Origin of the sequence: Dechloromonas sp. TW-R-39-2, assembly GCF_016864195.1 — a bacterium.
Lineage (GTDB): Bacteria > Pseudomonadota > Gammaproteobacteria > Burkholderiales > Rhodocyclaceae > Azonexus.
In genome coordinates this window covers 3,302,288-3,322,092 of record NZ_CP045202.1, presented here as the reverse complement: position 1 = coordinate 3,322,092, position 19,805 = coordinate 3,302,288, and the positions used below count along the sequence as shown (strand labels likewise).

20 protein-coding genes are annotated in these 19,805 nt (G+C 56.8%); 10 read left to right on the top strand and 10 right to left on the bottom strand.

What is annotated here, in order from left to right; genetic code table 11:
• Nucleotides 1-11 precede the first annotated feature (11 nt).
• A complete protein-coding gene (gene tkt, locus GBK02_RS16140; RefSeq protein ID WP_203467612.1) occupies nucleotides 12-2,015 on the bottom strand; it encodes a transketolase in 2,004 nt (667 codons plus the stop codon).
• Between tkt and GBK02_RS16960 the strand changes: the two genes are divergently transcribed.
• Complete coding sequence (locus GBK02_RS16960) at nucleotides 1,954-2,904, top strand: hypothetical protein (RefSeq protein WP_239003085.1); 951 nt, start codon at nucleotides 1,954-1,956, stop codon at nucleotides 2,902-2,904. The two genes, tkt and GBK02_RS16960, sit on opposite strands and share 62 nt — an antisense overlap.
• Before the next feature lie 64 nt (nucleotides 2,905-2,968).
• On the opposite strand, the gene GBK02_RS16130 is transcribed toward GBK02_RS16960, so the two are convergent.
• The 3 genes from GBK02_RS16130 to GBK02_RS16120 form a co-directional block, all read right to left on the bottom strand.
• Nucleotides 2,969-3,982, bottom strand: a complete 1,014-nt coding sequence (locus GBK02_RS16130) for a class 1 fructose-bisphosphatase (protein ID WP_203467611.1) — start codon at nucleotides 3,980-3,982, stop codon at nucleotides 2,969-2,971.
• A 35-nt stretch (nucleotides 3,983-4,017) separates the two neighbouring features.
• Nucleotides 4,018-6,504, bottom strand: coding sequence for an EAL domain-containing protein (locus GBK02_RS16125; protein ID WP_239003084.1), 2,487 nt, complete (start codon nucleotides 6,502-6,504; stop codon nucleotides 4,018-4,020).
• 90 nt (nucleotides 6,505-6,594) lie between these two features.
• On the bottom strand, nucleotides 6,595-7,152 hold the full coding sequence (locus GBK02_RS16120; protein WP_203467610.1) for a thioredoxin family protein: 558 nt from the start codon (nucleotides 7,150-7,152) through the stop codon (nucleotides 6,595-6,597).
• A 42-nt stretch (nucleotides 7,153-7,194) separates the two neighbouring features.
• Here GBK02_RS16120 and GBK02_RS16115 point away from each other — a divergent pair, with 42 nt between their 5' ends.
• From GBK02_RS16115 to GBK02_RS16100, 4 genes are all read left to right on the top strand, one after another.
• Nucleotides 7,195-7,932 (top strand): 16S rRNA (uracil(1498)-N(3))-methyltransferase, encoded by a 738-nt coding sequence (locus tag GBK02_RS16115; RefSeq protein ID WP_203467609.1) that lies wholly within the window; start codon nucleotides 7,195-7,197, stop codon nucleotides 7,930-7,932.
• A 3-nt stretch (nucleotides 7,933-7,935) separates the two neighbouring features.
• Nucleotides 7,936-9,435 (top strand): polyphosphate:AMP phosphotransferase, encoded by a 1,500-nt coding sequence (gene pap, locus GBK02_RS16110; RefSeq protein WP_203467608.1) that lies wholly within the window; start codon nucleotides 7,936-7,938, stop codon nucleotides 9,433-9,435.
• A gap of 3 nt (nucleotides 9,436-9,438) precedes the next feature.
• Nucleotides 9,439-10,758, top strand: coding sequence for an amino-acid N-acetyltransferase (argA, locus tag GBK02_RS16105; protein WP_203467607.1), 1,320 nt, complete (start codon nucleotides 9,439-9,441; stop codon nucleotides 10,756-10,758).
• Between the two features lie 198 nt (nucleotides 10,759-10,956).
• The gene (locus tag GBK02_RS16100; protein ID WP_203467606.1) at nucleotides 10,957-12,186 is read left to right on the top strand and encodes a site-specific integrase; all 1,230 of its coding nucleotides are present in this window, start codon (nucleotides 10,957-10,959) and stop codon (nucleotides 12,184-12,186) included.
• A gap of 13 nt (nucleotides 12,187-12,199) precedes the next feature.
• Here GBK02_RS16100 and GBK02_RS16095 read toward each other — a convergent pair whose 3' ends face one another.
• The 6 genes from GBK02_RS16095 to GBK02_RS16070 all read right to left on the bottom strand — a co-directional run bounded on the left by GBK02_RS16095 (nucleotide 12,200) and on the right by GBK02_RS16070 (nucleotide 17,301).
• Nucleotides 12,200-13,351 (bottom strand): hypothetical protein, encoded by a 1,152-nt coding sequence (locus GBK02_RS16095; RefSeq protein WP_203467605.1) that lies wholly within the window; start codon nucleotides 13,349-13,351, stop codon nucleotides 12,200-12,202.
• A gap of 78 nt (nucleotides 13,352-13,429) precedes the next feature.
• Nucleotides 13,430-14,068 (bottom strand): hypothetical protein, encoded by a 639-nt coding sequence (locus GBK02_RS16090; RefSeq protein WP_203467604.1) that lies wholly within the window; start codon nucleotides 14,066-14,068, stop codon nucleotides 13,430-13,432.
• Nucleotides 14,069-14,148: 80 nt separating this feature from the next.
• On the bottom strand, nucleotides 14,149-14,646 hold the full coding sequence (locus GBK02_RS16085; protein WP_203467603.1) for a siphovirus Gp157 family protein: 498 nt from the start codon (nucleotides 14,644-14,646) through the stop codon (nucleotides 14,149-14,151).
• On the bottom strand, nucleotides 14,636-15,658 hold the full coding sequence (locus GBK02_RS16080) for a hypothetical protein (RefSeq protein ID WP_203467602.1): 1,023 nt from the start codon (nucleotides 15,656-15,658) through the stop codon (nucleotides 14,636-14,638). The genes GBK02_RS16085 and GBK02_RS16080 overlap by 11 nt, the downstream gene beginning before the upstream one ends.
• Before the next feature lie 2 nt (nucleotides 15,659-15,660).
• Entirely contained in the window at nucleotides 15,661-16,095 is a 435-nt protein-coding gene (locus GBK02_RS16075; RefSeq protein WP_239003082.1) for a hypothetical protein, read from the bottom strand.
• 231 nt (nucleotides 16,096-16,326) lie between these two features.
• A complete protein-coding gene (locus GBK02_RS16070) occupies nucleotides 16,327-17,301 on the bottom strand; it encodes a YafY family protein (protein ID WP_203467601.1) in 975 nt (324 codons plus the stop codon).
• Between the two features lie 80 nt (nucleotides 17,302-17,381).
• Between GBK02_RS16070 and GBK02_RS16065 the strand changes: the two genes are divergently transcribed.
• The 5 genes from GBK02_RS16065 (at nucleotide 17,382) to GBK02_RS16045 (ending at nucleotide 19,761) form a co-directional block, all read left to right on the top strand.
• Nucleotides 17,382-17,609 carry a hypothetical protein gene (locus tag GBK02_RS16065; protein WP_203467600.1) on the top strand — a complete coding sequence of 76 codons (228 nt, stop codon included), beginning with the start codon at nucleotides 17,382-17,384 and terminating at the stop codon, nucleotides 17,607-17,609.
• Entirely contained in the window at nucleotides 17,606-18,199 is a 594-nt protein-coding gene (locus GBK02_RS16060) for an HD domain-containing protein (RefSeq protein WP_239003081.1), read from the top strand. Before GBK02_RS16065 ends, GBK02_RS16060 begins: the two co-directional genes overlap by 4 nt.
• Before the next feature lie 74 nt (nucleotides 18,200-18,273).
• A complete protein-coding gene (locus GBK02_RS16055; protein ID WP_203467599.1) occupies nucleotides 18,274-18,663 on the top strand; it encodes a hypothetical protein in 390 nt (129 codons plus the stop codon).
• 18 nt (nucleotides 18,664-18,681) lie between these two features.
• On the top strand, nucleotides 18,682-19,470 hold the full coding sequence (locus tag GBK02_RS16050) for an NUDIX domain-containing protein (protein WP_203467598.1): 789 nt from the start codon (nucleotides 18,682-18,684) through the stop codon (nucleotides 19,468-19,470).
• A gap of 24 nt (nucleotides 19,471-19,494) precedes the next feature.
• Nucleotides 19,495-19,761: a hypothetical protein gene (locus GBK02_RS16045; protein WP_203467597.1), complete on the top strand. Its 267-nt coding sequence runs from the start codon at nucleotides 19,495-19,497 to the stop codon at nucleotides 19,759-19,761.
• Nucleotides 19,762-19,805: the final 44 nt, after the last annotated feature.

Below are 19,805 nucleotides of genomic sequence, written 5' to 3'. Positions count from 1 at the left end.
TTAATCAGTAATCAGGACAGCAGCGCCTTGGTCGTGCTGACGACGTTGGCGACGGTGAAACCGAACATCTCGAACAGTTGGCCGGCCGGGGCGGATTCGCCGAAACGGTTGATGCCGATCACGGCGCCATGCAAGCCGACATATTTGTGCCAGAAGTCCGGGTGGGCCGCTTCGATGGCGACGCGCGGCATGTGAGCACCGAGGACGGACATGCGGTAAGCCTTGTCCTGACGGTCGAAGGCATTGGTGCAAGGCATCGAAACGACGCGGGTGGCAACGCCTTCGGCGGCCAGTGCGGCCTGGGCGTCGAGCGCCAGCTTGACTTCGGAACCGGTGGCGATCAGCACCGCCTTGGCGTCGGCCATGTCGGACAGCACGTAGCCGCCCTTGCGGATGTCGGCATCGGCAATCTTCTGCGTCACGGTCGGCAGGTTCTGGCGCGACAGGGCGAGCAAACTCGGGCCGTCGGCACGGTCGACCGCAGCAGTCCAGGCGATGGCCGTTTCGGTCGCATCGGCCGGGCGCCAGACGTCGAGGTTCGGAATGATGCGCATCGACGGGATGTGCTCGACCGGCTGGTGGGTCGGGCCGTCTTCGCCGAGGCCGATGGAGTCATGGGTATAGACCATGATCTGGCGTTGTTTCATCAGCGCGGCCATGCGAATGGCGTTGCGGGCGTAGTCGGAGAAGACCAGGAAGGTCGCGGTGTAGGGGATCAGGCCGCCGTGCAGGGCGAGGCCGTTGGCGATCGCGGTCATGGCGAATTCGCGCACGCCGTAGTAGCAGTAATTGCCGCCTTCGGTGCGGGTGACGCCCTTGCTGCCCTTGACGAAGGTCAGGTTGGAGCCGGCCAGGTCGGCCGAACCGCCGAAGATTTCCGGCACGGCCGGGACCAGCGCGGCGATGGCGTTCTGCGAGGCCTTGCGGGTGGCGATGTTCTCGGCCTTCTCGCGGCAGGTTGCAATATAGGCGGCCTTGGTGGCTTCCCAGGAGGCCGGCAGTTCGCGCTGCATGACGCGACGTTCGAATTCGGCGGCTTCGGCCGGGAAGGCGGCCTGGTAAGCCTTGAAGCGGTTGCCCCAGTTTTCTTCGAAAGCGGCGCCGGCCGGCTTGCGGTTCCAGGCGGCATAGACGTCGGCCGGGATTTCGAACGGCGGATGGTTCCAGCCGATGTATTCGCGGGCAGCGGCGATTTCGTCCTTACCGAGCGGTGCACCGTGGCAGTCGTGCGAACCTTGCTTGTTCGGCGAACCCATGCCGATGGTCGTCTTGCAGCAGATCAGGCTGGGCTTGTCGGTCACCGCCTTGGCAGCGAGCAGGGCTTTTTCGATTTCATCGGCATTGTGGCCGTCGACCGCAGGAATCACGTGCCAGCCGTAGGATTCGAAACGCGCCGGGGTGTTGTCGGTGAACCAGCCTTCGACGTGGCCGTCGATCGAAATGCCGTTATCGTCCCAGAAGGCGATCAGCTTGCCGAGACCGAGCGTGCCGGCCAGCGAACAGGCTTCGTGCGAAACGCCTTCCATCAGGCAGCCGTCGCCGAGGAAGGCGTAGGTGTGGTGATTGACGATTTCGTGACCGGGTTTGTTGAACTCGGCGGCCAGCACCTTTTCGGCCAGCGCGAAGCCGACGGCGTTGGTGATGCCCTGGCCGAGCGGGCCGGTGGTGGTTTCAACGCCAGCGGTGTAACCGTATTCCGGGTGGCCCGGGGTGCGGGCGTGCAACTGGCGGAAGTTCTTGAGGTCGTCGACCGACAGGTCGTAGCCGGTCAGGTGAAGCAATGCGTAGATCAGCATCGAACCGTGGCCGTTGGAAAGGACAAAGCGGTCGCGGTCAGGCCACTGCGGATTGGCCGGATTGTGGCGCATGTGACGGCGCCACAGCACTTCGGCGATTTCCGCCATACCCATCGGGGCACCGGGGTGCCCGGAGTTGGCCTGTTGGACGGCATCCATGGCCAAGGCGCGGATTGCGCCGGTCAGGGGAGAAAACTTTGGGGCGTTAACGACGCTCATGATCCGGAAATCCAGCCTGCTGAAAAGGCTAAATTATCGGGGAAAACCCTTTTTTTGGGTAGGCGTTTTGTTCTCGGCAAGCCACACAGGCGTCCTGATGCCGTCGGCTCCTTATCCCGATATACTGCGTGCTCCACGGGCTGATTTGCCCGAACATTGCATTTCAGAGAGCCTGCCCATGAAAAACTCCTCCGGAAAATCCCCGTCCGTATCTTCGCTGCTGCTTGCGTCGCTGCTGGTCGCCGCGCTTTCGGCCTGCGGTTCGAATCAGAGCAAGCCGGAGTCCGATGCGGCTTCTGCAAAAGCAGCCGAAAAAGCCCCGGAACCAGCTGCCAAGCCGGTTGAAAGCAAGCCGGTCTGCAAGGCCGACAGCTCCAAGAGCAAGGCCAAGAGCAAAACCAGCAAGACCAAGGCGAAGGTGGCCGATGCGCCGGCTGATTGCGTTCCGGCCGGGAGTGCAGCAGCGCCAGCCGCGGCTCCTGTCGAAGCGGCTCCGCCGCAAGCGGCGTCGGGTAATTACGATTTGTCCAAGAACAAGCCGGTGACCGACTCGACCAAGGCTGAAGCCGGTCAGGGCACGATGGTTAAAGGTTTGAACGACTGGCAGGGTGAAGTCAGCGGCGTGCCGGCTGCCAACAGCCGTTTCACCAAACTGAAAATCGGCATGTCGCAGCAACAGGCGACCGATATTGTCGGACAGCCGACCGATCAGGGGGCCTACGTCACCGGCAAGGCGTTCATTCCGTTTTATTTCGGTAGCGACAAGACGCGCTGGGAAATGGTTTTCAAAGGCCAGGGCCGTTTGATTTTTTCCAACCAGGCTGGTTTCGGCAGCGGTCATTACCTGACCTGGATCATTCATAACGCCAATGAAGGCGGCTATCGCTAAGCACGGCGTTTTCCAGAAAGTAAAAAAGGGGCCGGTTGGCCCCTTTTTTTATTGCCGGACGAAGTTAATTGGCGTGATAGCCAGTGACGCGGTCGACCTCGTTTTTCGAGCCCAAAATGACCGGTACGCGCTGGTGCAACTGATTCGGCACGATGTCGAGAATGCGCTGGCGACCGGTTGTGGCGGCGCCGCCGGCCTGCTCGACCAGCATGGCCATTGGATTGGCTTCGTACATCAGGCGCAGTTTGCCGCCCTTGTCCTGCATCTTGCTGTCCATCGGGTACATGAAGATGCCGCCGCGCGTCATGATGCGATGCACATCAGCCACCATCGAAGCGACCCAACGCATGTTGTAGTCCTTGCCGAGCGGTCCGGTTTTGCCGGCCTGCATTTCGGCGACGTAACGCTGGACCGGTGCTTCCCAGAAACGCTGGTTCGACATGTTGATGGCGAATTCCTTGGTGTCGGCCGGAATCTGCACATTTTCCTGGGTCAGGATGAAACTGCCTTGTTCGCGGTCAAGCGTGAACACGGCCACGCCATCGCCCACGGTCAAAACGAGCAAAGTGGTCGGGCCATAGACGGCATAACCGGCGGCAACCTGCTCCGTACCCGCCTGCAGGAAGGCTTTTTCAGCCGCTTCTGGGGTGCTGAGATCAGCGCCTTCAGGGCATTTCAGGACCGAGAAGATGGTGCCGATAGAAACATTGACGTCGATGTTCGATGAGCCGTCGAGCGGATCGAACATCAGCAGGTATTCGCCCTGCGGATAGCGGTTCGGCACAAGGTGCGGCAGATCCATTTCCTCGGAGGCCATGGCGGCGAGGTGGCCGCCCCACTCGTTGGCGTCGAGCAGGATATCGTTGGACAGCACATCGAGTTTTTTCTGGGCCTCGCCCTGAACGTTGTCGCTGCCGGCTTCACCGAGTACGCCGCCGAGGCCGCCTTTGCCGATGGCAATTGAAATGGCCTGGCAGGCACGCGAAACGATTTCGATCAGGAATTTCAGATCGCCGGTGATGATGCCTTTGTTGCGTTGTTCCTCGGTGAGGTAGCGTGCCAGCGTGCGCTGTCCCATGTTGACTCCCTGCGTCAATGACGAAAGGCGGGATTTTACTCTTTGCCGGCCCGGGCGTGCAGAAAGGCGAAGGCTGCAGCGCTGTTGAGCGGTTTGCTGAAGAAGTAGCCTTGCACTTCGTCGCAGCCGTTGGCGCGCAGCAATTCGAGCTGGTCTTCGGTTTCGACGCCTTCGGCGATGACGTTCAGGCCGAGCGAGTGGGCCAGTGCGATGGTGCCGAAAGCAATGGCCCGGTCGTTCAGGTCGTGCTCGATGTCGCGCACGAAGGAGCGGTCGATCTTCAGGTGGTCGATCGGGAACAGCTTGAGGTAAGCCAGTGACGAATAGCCTGTCCCGAAATCGTCGATTGCCAGGGTAACGCCCATGCGACCGAGGCGTTCAAGAATCTGGATGGCTTCTTCCGGGTTTTCCATCACCGAGCTTTCGGTGATTTCCAGTTCGAGCAGTTCGGCCGGGAGGCCGGAGTCGACCAGTGCGCCGGCGACGGTTTCGCAGAAATCACGCCGGCGAAGTTGCCGGGCCGAGACGTTGACCGCGATACGCAACGGTTTCAGGCCGGCGTCGATCCAGTGCTTCAAGGTGCGGCAAGCGTTGATCAGCACCCATTCGCCGATCTCGACAATGATGCCGGTCTCTTCGGCGACCGGAATGAAGCGTACTGGCGAGATCATGCCATCGGTCGGATGGTGCCAGCGGACCAGCGCCTCGACGCCGGTCGGGTATGATCCGTCGGCTTTCATTTGCGGCTGGAAGCACAGGGAAAGCTCGTTGCGGCTGATGGCGTGGCGCAGCTTGCGTTCGATGTCGAGACGCTCGGCGCTCGCCTTGTTCATCTCGGCCGCGTAGAACTGGTAATTGTTTCTGCCGCTGGCTTTGGCGTGATACATCGCCGTGTCGGCATGCTTCAGGATGGTGTCGCCATCCGGGCCGTCGTCCGGGAAGATGCTGATGCCAATCGACGGGCTGGTGTGCAGTTCATGGCCTTCTGCCTCGATCGAGGTCGAGAGTGCGCCAATGATCTTGGCCGAGACCAACGCCGCATCGGCCGGTGAATTGATGCCCGGCAGAATGACGACAAACTCGTCGCCACCCAGTCGGGCGACGAAATCGGTTTCCCGGATGACCGACGAAAGGCGACAGGCAACTTCGCGCAACAACTCGTCGCCGACCTGGTGGCCAAGCGTGTCGTTGATGATCTTGAAACGGTCGAGATCGAGAAACATGATCGCGATCTTCCATTGGTGCCGCCTGGCTTCCGGCAACAACTGGCCGAGGCGCATGAGCAGCGCCAGTCGGTTGGGCAGACCGGTCAGCGCGTCATGCTGGGCGATGTGCCGCATGCGCTCTTCGGCCTGCTTGCGTTCGGTGATGTCGGCCAGAATCCAGATGTAGTGGGCCGGCAAGCCGCTGTGCGGGTCGTCCACCCGGCTGACACGAATACCGGCCGAAAAATCGACGCCGCTCTTTTGCGTGACTTCGAGCTCTCCGTTCCAGGCGCCCCGTTGTGCAACCTTGTCCTGGAAGCTCTCCGGGGTTTCATCGCGGTCAAGATTGATCACGCCAAAAACCGTATGCCCAAGCAATTCGAAGGGTTCGTAACCGGTCATCAGCGTGGTGGCCGGATTGATCGAGAGAATGCGGTGCGCTTCATCGGTAAAGATGATGCCGGCAGGGTTGTGGGTGAATACCTTTTCGGCGAGCTGTTCGCGCTCGGCGCTGGCCCGGCGCTCCGAAATGTCGGTGTAGATGGTGACAAAGCTGCCATCGCTCAGCGGAACGCCGCGAATGTCGAGCGTCTTGCCGTTCGGGCGGGTTCTTTCGAACTGATGGGGCTCCGATGTTTTTGCCCGGCTCAGCAGCGCCCGGACAATCGCTTCAACATCGCCAGGCCCATATTCACCGCGTTCGGCATTGAATCGGAACAGCGACTCAAGCGTGACCTGTTCCTGTTGCAGCAGGCTGGCCGGAAGCTCGAGCAGGCGGGCAAACTCACTGTTATACAGTGCCAGTGTCTGTTCCTTGCTGAACAGGCTGACGGCACTTGGAATGCTGTCGATCACGGTTTTCAGCAGGTCATGCTGCATGCGCAGTTTTTCTTCAGCCTGCTTGCGCTCCGTAATGTCGGTGTAGGTCGTGATGAACCCTGCCAACTGCTGGTCGATGAACAACGGTTCGCCCTGGACCAGATGGGTGCGTCCGCTGGGGCGGGTGCGTTCGAAGCGATGCGCTTCGAATTGCAGCGCCAGGGCGGTGATGCGCTGAACGTGTGCCTCGATGTCGCCCGGGCCGTATTCGCCGCGTGTGGCAGGAATGCGGATCAGGTCGGCAAACGGGACACCGTCGTACACCGATTCGGCCGGAAGATTCAGGACGTCGAGAAACCCTTGATTCCAGACGCGCAGACGCAAACTTTCATCGAAAACACTGATCCCCTGCGGCATGTTCGACATGACCGCCTGGAGGTAGGCGTGCTTGCGCTTGGCTTCGGCAGCAATCGGCGAGAGAAGCGGGTTCGGGTCCACGAAGCGACTATGCAGTTAAATTCGATAAATCATAGCCCAAGCCTGTGGGGACAACCATGCATTAAGACATATTTCTTGTCTTGCGGAGGCTTATCCGGTCCGCCATTTGATGGAGCAACCGATCGAGGCTGTTTGCTCGATCGGCCCTTTTCCTTCGCGGGCGATCTGGCGCATTGCTTCAAACAGTTCACGGCGCGACTCCGGCGGCGCAGCATTTTTGCCTGAGGCATCGAGTCGACCGCGGTACTGCAGTTCAAGGCGGGCGTTATAGCCGAAAAAGTCTGGTGTGCAGACGGCGCCGTAGGCGCGGGCAACGCTCTGCTGGCTGTCGAACAGATACGGGAAGGGGAAGGCCAGTTCGGTCGCCCAGGCCTGCATCCGCTCCGGGGCATCCTCCGGGTAGGCCTCGATGTCGTTGCTCATGATTGCGACGCTGCCGATGCCATGCGTCGCCAGTTCCTTGCAGTCCCTGATCAGCCGTTCGATGATCGCTTTGACGTAGGGGCAGTGGTTGCAAATGAACATGACCAGCAGCCCGTTTTCTCCCCGGCAATCTGCCAGTGTGCGGTATTGGCCGGAGATGTCGGGCAGCGCAAAATCGATGGCCGGCAGACCGAAATCACATACCGGCGGGTTGAGAGCAGCCATGAAAGTCCCTTTGCAAGCCTGTTTCGCCGCATAATAGCACCGATGAATCTGCCCCGTTTTTACTGTCCGGAAGCGCTCTCTGCGGGGGCGCTGATCAATTTGCCCGAACCCGTGGCGCGCCATGCGGTGAGGGTTTTGCGTCTGCAGCCAGGTGCGTCGATTGTCTTGTTCGACGGGCTGGGCGGGCAGTACGAGGCGCGGATCGAACAGGTGGAAAAAAATCGCGTCGCAGCCTCATTGGGCGCATGGCAGGACATCGAGTGCGAATCTGCCTTGGCCGTGACGCTGATTCAGGCCGTGCAGTCCGGTGACAAGATGGATTTCACGATCCAGAAAGCCGTTGAGCTGGGCGTGGCCGGGATCGTGCCGGTTGATAGCCGGCGCAGCGTGATCCGGCTGAGTGGCGAACGTGCAGAAAAGCGCGTGGCGCATTGGCAGGGGGTTGCCGAGTCGGCTTGCGAGCAATGCGGCCGCAATCGTGTTCCGCAGGTGGCTCCGCTGGATAAGCTGGAACCGTGGCTGGCTCGTGCGCCGAACGAGGGGTTGCGTCTGATCCTGGCGCCGGATGCCGAGTTCGCGCTGGCCGATTTGCCGCCAGCCCGTCAGGTGCAAATGCTGATCGGGGCCGAAGGGGGGCTAGATCCGCAGGAAATCAAGGCGGCACAGCAGGCCGGCTTTCAGGCCGTCCGGCTTGGGCCGCGCGTATTGCGTACGGAAACGGCTGCATTGGCGGCATTGGCTGCGATGCAGGCTTTGTGGGGCGATTTCAGGGGGGATTGAAACATGTTCGAATCAGCTGAGCTGGGTCACAAGATCGACAAGGAAACTTTCAAGAAGGAGGTGCCGAAGTTGCGCGCCGCCTTGCTCGATGTGCAGTACGACATGCTTCAGAAGAAAGAATTTCCGGTCGTCATCCTGATTTCCGGGGTCGACGGCAGCGGCAAGGGCGAAACGATCAACCTGCTGTATTCGTGGATGGATCCGCGTCACATCAGTACGCTGGCTTTTTCTGCGCCGAGCGACGAGGAATCCTCGCGTCCGACCATGTGGCGCTACTGGCGTGCGCTGCCGCCCAAGGGCAAGGTCGGCATCTTTGCCGGTTCATGGTATTCGCAGCCGATCACCGACCGGATCAACGGCGAGATGCGCCGTTCCGAGATGGATGAACGCCTCGACGATATCAACCGTTTCGAGGCCATGCTGGTCAATGAAGGGGCGCTGGTCCTCAAGTTCTGGTTCCATCTTTCGAAAGATGGCCAGAAACAGCGCCTCAAAGCTCTGGAAAAAGATCCACGTACGGCTTGGCGCGTCACCCAGGAAAGCTATGACCGCCTGAAAACCTATAGCAAGCTGCAGGAAGTTGCCGGCCATGTGCTGCGCGTCAGCAACACGGCGCATGCGCCGTGGATCATCGTCGAAGGGACCGACGACGAATACCGTTCCCTGACGGTGGGCCATATCGTGCTCGATGCCATCAAGCAACGCTTGCAGCAAGAGGGACGGCGCATGGTTCCGGTGGCGCCGCCGATCGTGCACACCATTGACCAGAAAAATGTGCTCAGCGAACTCGACTTGACACAAAAGCTGGCCAAGAAGGATTACGAGCGCGACCTGGCCAAGTACCAGGCGCGTCTTTCCGAGCTGGTGCGCGATCCGCGCTTCGTTGGCAAGCGTTCGCTGGTCCTGGTCTTTGAAGGATCCGATGCCGCGGGCAAGGGTGGCAGCATTCGTCGGGTCGGTGCTTCGATGGATGCCCGCCAGTACCAGATCATTCCGATTGCCGCACCGACCGAGGAAGAGCGTGCCCAGCCCTATCTCTGGCGCTTCTGGCGTCATTTGCCGCGTACCGGCCGGGCGGCGATTTTCGACCGTTCCTGGTATGGCCGGGTGCTCGTCGAGCGGGTCGAGGGCTTCTGCGCCGAGGCCGACTGGCTGCGCGCCTATGCCGAGATCAACGATTTCGAGCACCAGATGGTCGATGCCGGGGCCGTAGTCATCAAGTTCTGGCTGCAGATCAGCGCCGATGAGCAGTTGCGTCGCTTCAAGGAGCGCCAGGACACCGAGTTCAAGCGTTTCAAGATCACCGACGAAGACTGGCGCAATCGCGAGAAATGGGATGAATACGTTTCTGCCGTCTGCGACATGGTCGACCGTACCTCGACCGGCCAGGCGCCATGGACACTGGTCGAAGCCAATGACAAGAATTTTGCCCGGGTGAAAGTCCTGAAAACCATTTGCGAGCGCCTCGAAGCAGCGCTGAAAGACAACGGGAAGTCACAGTAAACGATGAGCGATACCCCTTACGACGAGAACTTCGTCTCCTGGTTTCGGGCGGTCACGCCTTACATCAATGCCTTTCGCGGCAAGACTTTCGTCATTGCCTTCGGTGGCAAGGCGGTCGAAAGCGAGTTTGCCAAAACGCTGGCTTACGACGTCAATCTGCTGGTCAGCCTGGGCATTCGACTGGTGCTGGTGCACGGTGCGCGACCGCAGATCGAGGAAGAGTTGCGAGAGAAGAATCTCGAATCGATCTACCACCGCGGTTATCGGGTCACCGATGCGCAGGCGCTGGATTGCGTGCTGGATGCTGTCGGCAGCGTTTATCTCGAAATCGAGGCGATGCTGTCGCAGGGCTTGCCGAATACCCCGATGGCCAACAGCCGGATTCGCGTCATCGGCGGCAATTTCATTACCGGCCAGCCGATCGGCGTGCTCGACGGCATCGACATGCAGTATGCCGGCAAGGTGCGCAAGGTTGATGCCGAAGGAATCAATGCCCAGCTTGGCTTGGGCAACATCGTGCTGCTCAATTGCGAAGGCCCGTCGCCGACCGGTGAGATCTTCAACCTGCAGATGGAAGAGGCGGCCGAGGCTGTCGCCGTGGCCATTCGCGCCGACAAGCTGGTCTATCTGACCGATAGCCTGGGGGTGACCGATCAGACCGGTGAAATGCTGGATGCGATGACGGCGGACGAGGTTGCCGAAATGCTCAAAGGGGGCGACTGGTTGTCGCCCGATATCCGCCGCTATCTGCCCTGCTCGGTACGGGCGACACGCACCGGTGTCGGCCGGGTGCACCTGATCAGCTACGAGCAGGATGGCGCCCTGCTGCGAGAATTGTTTACGCACGATGGTGTCGGCACGGTGATTACCCGCGAATCGCTGGAAAATATCCGCGAAGCCAAGCCGGACGACATTGCAGCATTGATCGCCCTGATCGAACCGATGGAAGAGGAAGGCATTCTCGTGCATCGGCCGCGTGAGCTGCTGGAGCGCGAAATCGAACATTTCTCGATCATGCTGCACGACGGCATCATCGTGGGGTGCGCCGCGCTCTACCGCCATTCCGAGGAAGAGGCCGAGCTTGCCTGTCTGGCCGTCAATCCCGATCACCGCGAGTGGGGCTACGGCGAACAGTTGATGACGCGCATCGAGAAACGCGCCAAGCGCCTCGGGGTCAAACGCCTGCTTGTCCTGACCACGCGAACCGAGCATTGGTTCGTCGAGCGCGGCTTCAAGCTGGGTACGGTCGACGACCTGCCCGCCAAGAAGCGCGACATGTACAACTATCAGCGGCGCTCCAAGGTGCTGTTCAAAACTCTTTGATAGCATCTCGCTGAGAATCAAGAGAAATCACTGTAACCATAAAAAGCCCGTATTTGCGGGCTTTTTCGTTTTTTCATCGCCTCATATTGCCGCATATTGCCGCACAAGTATTCATCTTTTTTTGGGTAGCTAGATGGGTAGTTTTTTCATGGCTACCCGGTAGAATGGGTGGCTAGAATAATTTTGGGTAGCTGGAGCATGGGTAAGCTTACTGACATTGCATTGCGCAATTGGATTAAGGCCGGAAAGCCGCTGGCAAAAGCGGATGGAGATGGCCTAACTTTCACCTTGTCGAGCACGGGAACGGCTGCGTGGGTGTTGCGGTATCGAATTGCTGGCTCCCGGAAAGAAATCACCTTGGGGCGCTATCCTGATATCACTTTGACCAAGGCCCGCGAGTTGGCATCTGAAAAGCGTGTTGCCATTTTTCGAGGCGTCGATGTTGCTCAAGAAAAGCAGGATCGCAAGGAGGCTGCAGTTCTGGCAGAACGTCTTGCAGCTTACGGAACGGTAAAAGCCCTGTACGACGAGTTTTACATTCGTCAAATTGAAGGGCTGCGCAAATCACCTAAGCAGGTCAGCGGCGTTTTTGAACTGCACATTCTCCCCATTATCGGTAGCAAGTTGGTCACCGAAGTAAAGCCAGCCGATGTGGATCGTTTGCTGCGACCGCTTTCAGAGAGAGGGATTTTCCGAACGGCAGCGAAGGTGCTTCAGTTAACCAAGCGGCTGTTCGACTTTGCGATGAAGCGACATTTGATTACATCAAATCCCGCAGCACCGTTCAACTGGACAGATATTGGAGGGAAAGTCGGCCCTCGAAGCAGAGTGCTTTCTTGCGACGAAATTGTAGAGTTTTTCAAGGGGATGGAAGCCACACCAAACTTCCCCCCTTACTCTGCTGCCGCGTTGAAATTGCTGCTTGCTCTGGGTGTGAGAAAAATGGAATTGCTGAAGGCCACCTGGGATGAGTTCGACCTAGAAAGCGGCGAATGGCATTTGCCAAAGGAGCGAACAAAAACTGAGGCGGCAATCAGAATTCCCCTGTCTCCTTGGGTAGTCCAGACTCTTCGAGAGCAGAAAAAACGAAGTTACAACGAATATGTGTTCCCGGTTCTGCGGCTCGCGCCAGGCAAAACCACCCGTTATATGGGAGAGACAACACTCAACCATGCGTTGTATATGCTTCATAGCAGTTTGGAGTCCTTCACCGTGCACGATCTGCGCAGAACGGCGCGCACCCATTTGGCTGCACTAGGCGTTGAGCCTTACATCGCTGAGATGTGCTTGAACCATAAACCCAAGGGCATCGAGGCGGTATACAACGTTCACGATTATTTTGAGCAACGGAAGGCTGCACTGGTCCAGCTTTCAGATTTACTCGAAAAGTGCGAAGCAACAGCGAAGCAGGCCGTTGCTCCGGGATGACCCCCTGAATTTCTTAGGTTGATATAGCCGTGGTTGAGTTGGTGTCGCACTGCGACAGGCCCGGCAATGCTTTTTCAACCATCGCTGATACCCACCCGCTCAATTCCGCAATTGTCATCGCTGGCGTCATCTTCATGTCCTCCTGAAAATCGAGGCTGGCAGAAAAGTACGGTTCGTTTGACGCCTCCCAGTGCTGCTCAGCCAAGCTTTGCTGAAGCTTCTGAGACAATGGCAGGGGCAAGGAAGTTTCGTGCTGAATCAGCATTTCAAGCTGTAGGCCTTTCTCCCACGAAGATTGGCGAATACAGGCCGACGTTGTTCCTGGTGCGGCTTCACCAAACAACGAACGATCCGGCAGGATCATCAACCCAGCTTGCTCGAAGCGAAGTCGTTGCCGCTCGTCGAGGATCAGTTGCCAGTTGAACTCTCGCAGTACTTCCTCCCTGAGCTTGGCTTCCAGTTCGTTTTTCAGCATGTTCCAGGCTATCAGACGAAGCTCAGGATTGTCGTCAGTCGCCATTGCCAGCTTCTCGTAGTACCAAATTGTCACGTCGATGGTGCTCAAGGATTCACCCACCAGCGGTGAGATCCTGCCGAATGTGTCGACCAGTGCTTTTTCGGAAATACGTTTGCCGACCACACGCTTGGCGAAGTTGATGACCCAAATGTCCGGTTTTATCGAGTCGATACCGCACCGGATGCGAAGCCATTCCCAAACCGCGATGCCCAATCCTTTCACTTTTCCCTTGAAATCGGCATCGAACGTGGCTGTCTTGATCCAGGTATGAAGGCTAGGTTGGTCGGTAACGCCTATCGACTCAAAGAAATCGAGCAGTCGGCGTAATAGTTCGATGCGTGTCCAGTGCCGGTTCGACCAAAGGAAAAGTGCGGCAGCCTCGTTCCCATCTCGGTCATTGGGAAACTTGGCAAGCAAGGCTTTCAACTGGTGGTGGTCGTTGATGCTGTGCTGTTTTTGCACTTGCAACTGAAAGAAGTTCAGCGCATTGATGACTACTGGCTCCTGAATATGGAAATTCAGCACGGTGTGCATCACATCTTCAAGGTAGTCGGTTTCCCATTTTGTTGGCCGTATGAATGGCAGGCCTGCAACGGCAATTGCCAGCTTAGTGAATTCATCATCAGTCAGTTCGATTGGCTTCTTCATTTTTCGTGCTCCAGAAAAGGAATCGGCCAGCACGATGGCTGGCCGAATGTTTCAAGTGATCTTTTGGGAAATGGTTGGTTAATCGAAAGCAGTTGCAGCTTCACTGGGCCTTGGTATCAAGCACAGGGCATCACACAGCAGCACTTTCATGGCGGCATTGGCTGACTCATAACGATGCCAACCCCGTCGGTTGGTGTTGAGCGTGATGGTCGCGTTCCAAGGCAGCATCGGTAGTGGCGGAATGGCCGGATCGAGCAGCAATAACTTCTCCTCGGTTTTGCCTTCACGTTTGCCGATGCCGACAGCCAGTGCCCAGTGGTCCAAGGTAAGCGCGGGGTTCTGAATGCCGACGATGCACAGGCCATCGCCATACAGTGTCGCTGCCACATCGTTTGCCGGGTGCTTGTCGATGACCGTGCACGACACGTGATTCTGATAGGGGGCCAGGAACGATGCTAACCGATGCGGTTTGCTGCCTTTGAAGTAGTAAGGCAACGCAGATCGCCAGAAACTACCCAAGGCATTTTTTCGGTTGGCTTTGCTGATCCCCAACTCCTTGCGCCGAACTAGACCCAGGATCATGAGGGCCATAATCATGCAGTGCTGACCGCAAGCCCCGTCAAGATCGCTTTGCTGCAAATGCAATGGCGCATCATCCACCATGGGGCCTTCCAAGGTGGTTTTGAGTCTCTTGTGCCATCGGTAAATGTGGCTCAATTTGATTTCTCCGGACGATAGAAGGCCTCGGCACCACGAATGGCACCTTGGTCTTCTGAATTGTTGTGGGATTGCTACCGCTACTTGATGGACAGTCGCTGACCACGCTCAAGGTGAGCGCCGGGGATGATTTCGCCATCGAGCATGGCTTTGCGAACTTCGTCTTTACGAACGCTGATGATGGTTTCCTCGACCTTGAAGGTGTTGGGAATCGCATCCTCATCATCGAGTACCGCTCGTGGCGGGCAGTCGCATACTTTGACCACGAACTCAGGCGATGACACTTCGCTGATGCCAGTGACCAATAAATTCGACAACAAGTACTGCCGCATCCATTCGACTCGGTTTTCGAGGCTTTTGCGTCTGGCGGTCATGCGTTTTTCAGCAGCACGAACCATGTCGGTTTCCCCCTCGAATTGGAGAATCATGGCGGCAACGTTCCACGCTTTCTCCTCAATTTCACCGGAGGCACCTTCGAGCGTATCGGCAATAACTTCGTCGGGCAGTTCCTGGTCGACCATGGCTTTGGCAATGGCCAGGTATTCGTCAGCCAATTTGTAGAGGGGCTTATTCATCATGGCCTCCCTTGCCGTTGGCAAACGTTTTCTCAGCTTCTGCCCAGCTATCGAGGCGCTTCAACAGCGTGTCACATTGTTTGCCGGAAAGATCATCAAGCTGAGTAACATTACCCTTTGTGGTTTTGTACAACCAGGCCAGCACTCGTTTTTCGGTGAAGCCGTACCGGGCAATGCGTTGTCGCAGTGCCGTCAGTTCTTCACGATTGATAATTGAATCCGTTGCAGCGGTTGCGTTCGTTGCAGGATTTGCAGCATTCGGTTGCAACGCTGGTGACGGTGACTCCTCGACCACCAGCTTGTCCTCTATGTCCTGTGTGAACACTTCGGAAAGTCCGGCGAGCCTCAGTGTGGCGTCGATATGGGCGCTTTTCTCGACCATTTTGAGGCTTTTGTTGATATCGCCGTAATCCTGGCTGAGATTTCGCGCACCCACGCCTTCCGCTACGATGCGACCTTGGGCATCCCTCAATTCGCAACGCATGACGATGGTGCTGATTTCGGACTTGTTGAGCACGGCTTCCTCGTACTGCCGCAACGAAGGAAAGTGCGTGGTCATGCCCAACATGCCAGTGATTTTTTCAGCACCTGGTTTAAACAGCGATGGCTTCGACCAGTGGTTGAGATCGCCACAATCTTTGACCCGGCCTTGCTTGGCAAAACTGCAACGATCCTTGCTGACCACATGAATGCGGCCATAGTCGATACCCTCCACCAATGCTGACCGTAGCCATTCCATCAGCAGTTCACGGTTTTGCTTTCGTCGTAGTAATCCAGCTGAAAACTGGTCGGCAGGTAGGTCGAGTGGTGAAACCGTGATGGCACTGTGAGCAGTCGACCGTGGCACAGATGCTGGTGGCGGCAATTGCTCGATGACCATCGGCACCTGTTCGACGGCAATAGGTGGTACACCATCATCAGCTAGACGACGAATGACACGCCTGCCATTGCGACCAGCTTGTTGAACAGCAGCGGCTTGAACGTGGTTATCACGAAGTTTGTCTGCGATTGTCATGGCTAGTACTCCTCAGGAAGTAAAAGCGTGGTCGCTGACCGATCTGCTTCGGTGATGATCCAAAGTTTCTGACCAGAACCGATTTCGTAGCTAGACAGCACACGGTAGCCATAACGCAACGCGGCTGAATTGGCTTGAACGTCCTCAGGGTCAAGGTTGCCCCAATCCCCCTGCCAGTGCCGAGCAATGAACTCGAATGGGGATAGATCCAGTTCTTGAAGTAGGGCTACAGCACCGGGTGTGGCGTATGTTTTACCGAGCGGGAAAAGTGTTTTCTCCGGTCGGCGATTGATAAAGCTGGGATGGCAAATGGCAGCCATGGTAGCTTCTCCTTGTGGTGGATTGACCTTCATCACACGGTTCGCACGAATGACCGTCGCCAAACTGAAATTCGTGCGAACCACCAGCACATGCTGTTCCCTGCCGACGAGCGACATTGATTGAAGCGAAGGAAATGAAACGGTCAAACCAACCGGCGTGACTAGGCCTGAGCGGTATGGCTCACGGTTGAAAGTCGGTGATACGGCTTGTTTGAGGGGGGATGCCGACAGGTCGGCTGGGGGTAGGAAGCGCCTTTGCGAAGGCGTCCGGTGACAGCGATGTGCGTTTTCAGCTTAGCGCCAACGCACTCGATTTGTCAACTTATCGTTTGAAATCAGTCTGTTAATCTATTTCTTGGCGTACACCGAAGATATTCGCGCTATTTCGGCCTGAACTTCATTTCTGAGGAATGCAGGTTCAATGACTTCCACATGGTGCCCCAAGCGGAGAATATCCATGGCGATTTCCCTGCTATCAGAGAAGGGCACTCGCAGCGTGTAGGTGCCATCGGGATCAAGTGTCCCAGCCTGATTAGGGTGCCACTCCTCATCAGCCACCCACCGACTCGACGCTTCAGAAAACCGAAGTACGGCGATTTGAACATCCTTGCCACCATAGATGCCATACCCTGCATCGAACTGCTCGATCAGGTCATCGTGACTAACGTCTTCGGTATCTTGACCAAGTAGTTCTACCGTTTCAAACGCATCAACAGAGAACCGGCGAAGTGCTTGCCGAGCATGGCACCAAGCTTCCAGATACCAGTTGTTTCGGTAAAAAACGAGGCGTTGAGGTGATAGCAGCCGATCCATGCGTTCATCTTTTTCCCTCGAATAGTGCAGAACCTTGATCTGCTTTCGCTCAAGCAGTGCCCTCGAAATCAGGCTGAAGTATTTGCTGCCTTTACGCCGGATGCCTGTGCGTACCAAGCGAATCCGTTGAGTCACCTGATTGAATGATTGTTGATCCCTGCCCAAGATCGCCTCCAGGCGGGAAAGCAAGGGCTGGACATGCGGCGTGAGTAATCCGGGCTCCAATTCAGCCAAGAGGCTGTGCATGGTCAGGAGTGCACAGGTTTCCTCGGCACTAAACCACAGGCCGGGTAATTCATACGCTGGGCCAGTATTTGGTGTGCTGAAACGATAGCCGCCTGCATCACGATCATAAACAATCGGTGCATTGAAACGCTCCTTGAGAAACGCCAGGTCACGCTTCAACGTAGCCCAGGAGATTTGCAGGGCATCGAGTAGTTGCTGGCGCGACATGACCTTGTTGGACTGAAGCAACTGGTCGATTTTGTAAAAGCGTTCCGTCTGGCTCATCTGTTCTCCTGGGCTCATCGTATGAGCCTATTAGCTGTCATACTGCCTTCCGAATACTGGCAACACAAGGAGGAAATTCGATGACGGCCACGATCCTGCTTGCCGCCGCATCTTGTCTGATGATTACCAATCCCGACCAACGGGCCTACTGCAAAGCACTGGAGTCAGGAAGGCAGACGGATTGCACGGCGATTGCCGATTACGCGCTGAGAACACGCTGCAAAGCAGAACTCGGCGGTGAACCGGCCAACTGCTACACCATTTCGGACACCGAGCAGCGAGCACTCTGCTTGGCAAAAGCAAAATGAAGCTGAAAGGAAACCTGATGCTGACTGAAAAATTCGCAGCAGCGGTCAATATGGCAGCGGTCGCCCACGCCAGGCAGGTCCGCAAGGGAAGTAACACTCCCTACATCGCTCACCCACTCGGCGTTGCCTCCTTGGTACTGGAATTTGGTGGCGATGAGGAGCAGGCGATTGCTGGATTACTGCACGACGTGATCGAAGATGGTGGCCCCCAATTCATCGAGCCTATTCGTGAGCAATTCGGTGAGCGGGTACTGTCGATGGTTGAAGCCTGCACTGATGGCATCCCTGATGAAAACGGGGTGAAAGCGCCCTGGCGACAGCGCAAGGAAAAATATCTGGATCACCTCGGGGCTACGGCTACTGACGCCCTGTTGGTCTCTGCGGCCGACAAGCTCTACAACGCCAGAGCTATTCTTGATGACTTGCTTGACCCGGCTGTCGGGCAAACCGTTTTTGAGCGTTTCTCGGCCAGCAAGGAGGAAACGCTGTGGTACTACCGAGAACTGGGCAGGATTTTCAGTGAGCGGCATAGCCCTGTAGCCCGTCGGCTAAATGCAACGGTGCTCGAAATTCAACGATTGGCGGCTTAAAGATGGATCGCTGTTCGCACTGCCAAGCCATTCTTGGAGAGCAGCGAGTGCTCCTGGATCGGCGAATTGAGGTCATGACATTCTTGGGCGAGATGCCCAGGGCAGCGGTTCTTGGTTCTGATGATGGCTACGCATTTTGTAGCCAGGAGTGTTGGCAGAAGCACCAGCCGACCATCATCGAGCAGTTGAAGCTGACACAAACCTACCCCCTATTCGATGTGGTCAGCGACTGTTGCCGTTGTGGTGCCCCTGTTGATCGCCGACAGGCTTATGTCATCTATGCGTTGATGCAGATCACACTGGAATCAAAGCCATGGCTCAAGAGTTGTTCCGTCCAATCAGATGAAGAGTTTGCAGTGCTGTGTCGGCAATGCGATTTCCCCAATTTTGACCAGTCAGAGGCTGACGAAAACGAGCCTGAACTGATTTCTGCGGACGGTGTTGTGTGTGAGAAGACTCAATAATTCAGGGAGGATAAAAATATGTGGCTGTTCACTACCATCGGATTTTTTAGTGCCGTTCAAAAGCCCGGTACCGACTTCATCACGATCAGGGCTCGGGTTCGCAACGATCTGGATAATCTTCGGGAAAAATACCTTCCCGATCTATCTCCAACCATTGCCAAAGCCGGGACGGACTACCCTTGGCGGGCTACCGTGTCTCATGTCAAATTCGCTGAAGCCCTCAGCAAAATCGCCTTGGACATTGACTACGACAATTTCAAGGATGCGGTCGCCAAGCACCAAGGGAAATCACGTGCTCATCGCTATGGCAAGGTGTGGTCAGCCTTGTACGACATGCCAGAAGAGGAACCGAAGAAGCTGTTGAACTGGAGTAATCCCGTTCCTGCAGGCAAGAAAGTGGCCTATGGAGGCGTCGTTTTCGATAGCAAAGGCAATGTGCTGTTGCGCGAGCCGAAAAATCACTACGACGGCTATGTTTGGACCTTCCCCAAGGGGCGTCCTGATCCAGGTGAAACACCCGAGCAAACCGCATTGCGTGAGGTGAAGGAAGAAACAGGCGTTGATGCAACGATAGTAGGCATCCTGCCTGGCGATTACGTGGGTGGAACAACCATCAACCGCTACTTCATCATGCGAGGCCCTGATGGATCAGGCTTTGTCGCCGAGGACGACCCCGAAACTGCTGCAGTGAAATGGGTCAGCGGCGATGAGGCTACGCAGTATTTGGAAAAAACGACCAATACAACGGGGAGGAAAAGAGATCTGAACGTTCTCACTGATGCCATGAAGCTTGTTGTTCGTGGATAAATCCGAGGGCGTTAAAATATCGGCATGACTGTAGCAGATGAACACATCAAAGCTTTGAACCGCCTACGTGCTGCGGGGGGGCTGGTTCCGATCATTGAGTCTGGCTTGTCGAAAGCGCAAATGCCAACAGACCGCGTGGAAAAAATGATCTGCTTCTGTGAGTGGTCGCTGCAGGCTGATACGGATGGTGATTCAGAAGCGACAAAATTACGCTCCGAAATTCATCAGGGCTTGGCTCGCATCAAAGCTCTGATGTTGCAAAGCCACCCGATGGATCAGGTTGAGATATAAAAAATGGCCGGGATAACCGGCCATTTTTCTACTCATTTTTGCCT

What these genes read in the sequence shown, in the direction of transcription:
- GBK02_RS16045 (WP_203467597.1), top strand. Translation starts at nt 19,495, where the DNA reads ATGACTGTAGCAGATGAACACATCAAAGCTTTGAACCGCCTACGTGCT.
- GBK02_RS16120 (WP_203467610.1), bottom strand. Translation starts at nt 7,152, where the DNA reads ATGGCTGCTCTCAACCCGCCGGTATGTGATTTCGGTCTGCCGGCCATC.
- GBK02_RS16055 (WP_203467599.1), top strand. Translation starts at nt 18,274, where the DNA reads ATGACATTCTTGGGCGAGATGCCCAGGGCAGCGGTTCTTGGTTCTGAT.
- GBK02_RS16060 (WP_239003081.1), top strand. Translation starts at nt 17,606, where the DNA reads ATGAAGCTGAAAGGAAACCTGATGCTGACTGAAAAATTCGCAGCAGCG.
- GBK02_RS16050 (WP_203467598.1), top strand. Translation starts at nt 18,682, where the DNA reads ATGTGGCTGTTCACTACCATCGGATTTTTTAGTGCCGTTCAAAAGCCC.
- GBK02_RS16130 (WP_203467611.1), bottom strand. Translation starts at nt 3,982, where the DNA reads ATGGGACAGCGCACGCTGGCACGCTACCTCACCGAGGAACAACGCAAC.
- GBK02_RS16960 (WP_239003085.1), top strand. Translation starts at nt 1,954, where the DNA reads ATGGCCAAGGCGCGGATTGCGCCGGTCAGGGGAGAAAACTTTGGGGCG.
- argA (WP_203467607.1), top strand. Translation starts at nt 9,439, where the DNA reads ATGAGCGATACCCCTTACGACGAGAACTTCGTCTCCTGGTTTCGGGCG.
- tkt (WP_203467612.1), bottom strand. Translation starts at nt 2,015, where the DNA reads ATGAGCGTCGTTAACGCCCCAAAGTTTTCTCCCCTGACCGGCGCAATC.
- pap (WP_203467608.1), top strand. Translation starts at nt 7,936, where the DNA reads ATGTTCGAATCAGCTGAGCTGGGTCACAAGATCGACAAGGAAACTTTC.
- GBK02_RS16070 (WP_203467601.1), bottom strand. Translation starts at nt 17,301, where the DNA reads ATGAGCCAGACGGAACGCTTTTACAAAATCGACCAGTTGCTTCAGTCC.
- GBK02_RS16080 (WP_203467602.1), bottom strand. Translation starts at nt 15,658, where the DNA reads ATGACAATCGCAGACAAACTTCGTGATAACCACGTTCAAGCCGCTGCT.
- GBK02_RS16115 (WP_203467609.1), top strand. Translation starts at nt 7,195, where the DNA reads ATGAATCTGCCCCGTTTTTACTGTCCGGAAGCGCTCTCTGCGGGGGCG.
- GBK02_RS16075 (WP_239003082.1), bottom strand. Translation starts at nt 16,095, where the DNA reads ATGTCGCTCGTCGGCAGGGAACAGCATGTGCTGGTGGTTCGCACGAAT.
- GBK02_RS16065 (WP_203467600.1), top strand. Translation starts at nt 17,382, where the DNA reads ATGACGGCCACGATCCTGCTTGCCGCCGCATCTTGTCTGATGATTACC.
- GBK02_RS16095 (WP_203467605.1), bottom strand. Translation starts at nt 13,351, where the DNA reads ATGAAGAAGCCAATCGAACTGACTGATGATGAATTCACTAAGCTGGCA.
- GBK02_RS16085 (WP_203467603.1), bottom strand. Translation starts at nt 14,646, where the DNA reads ATGATGAATAAGCCCCTCTACAAATTGGCTGACGAATACCTGGCCATT.
- GBK02_RS16100 (WP_203467606.1), top strand. Translation starts at nt 10,957, where the DNA reads ATGGGTAAGCTTACTGACATTGCATTGCGCAATTGGATTAAGGCCGGA.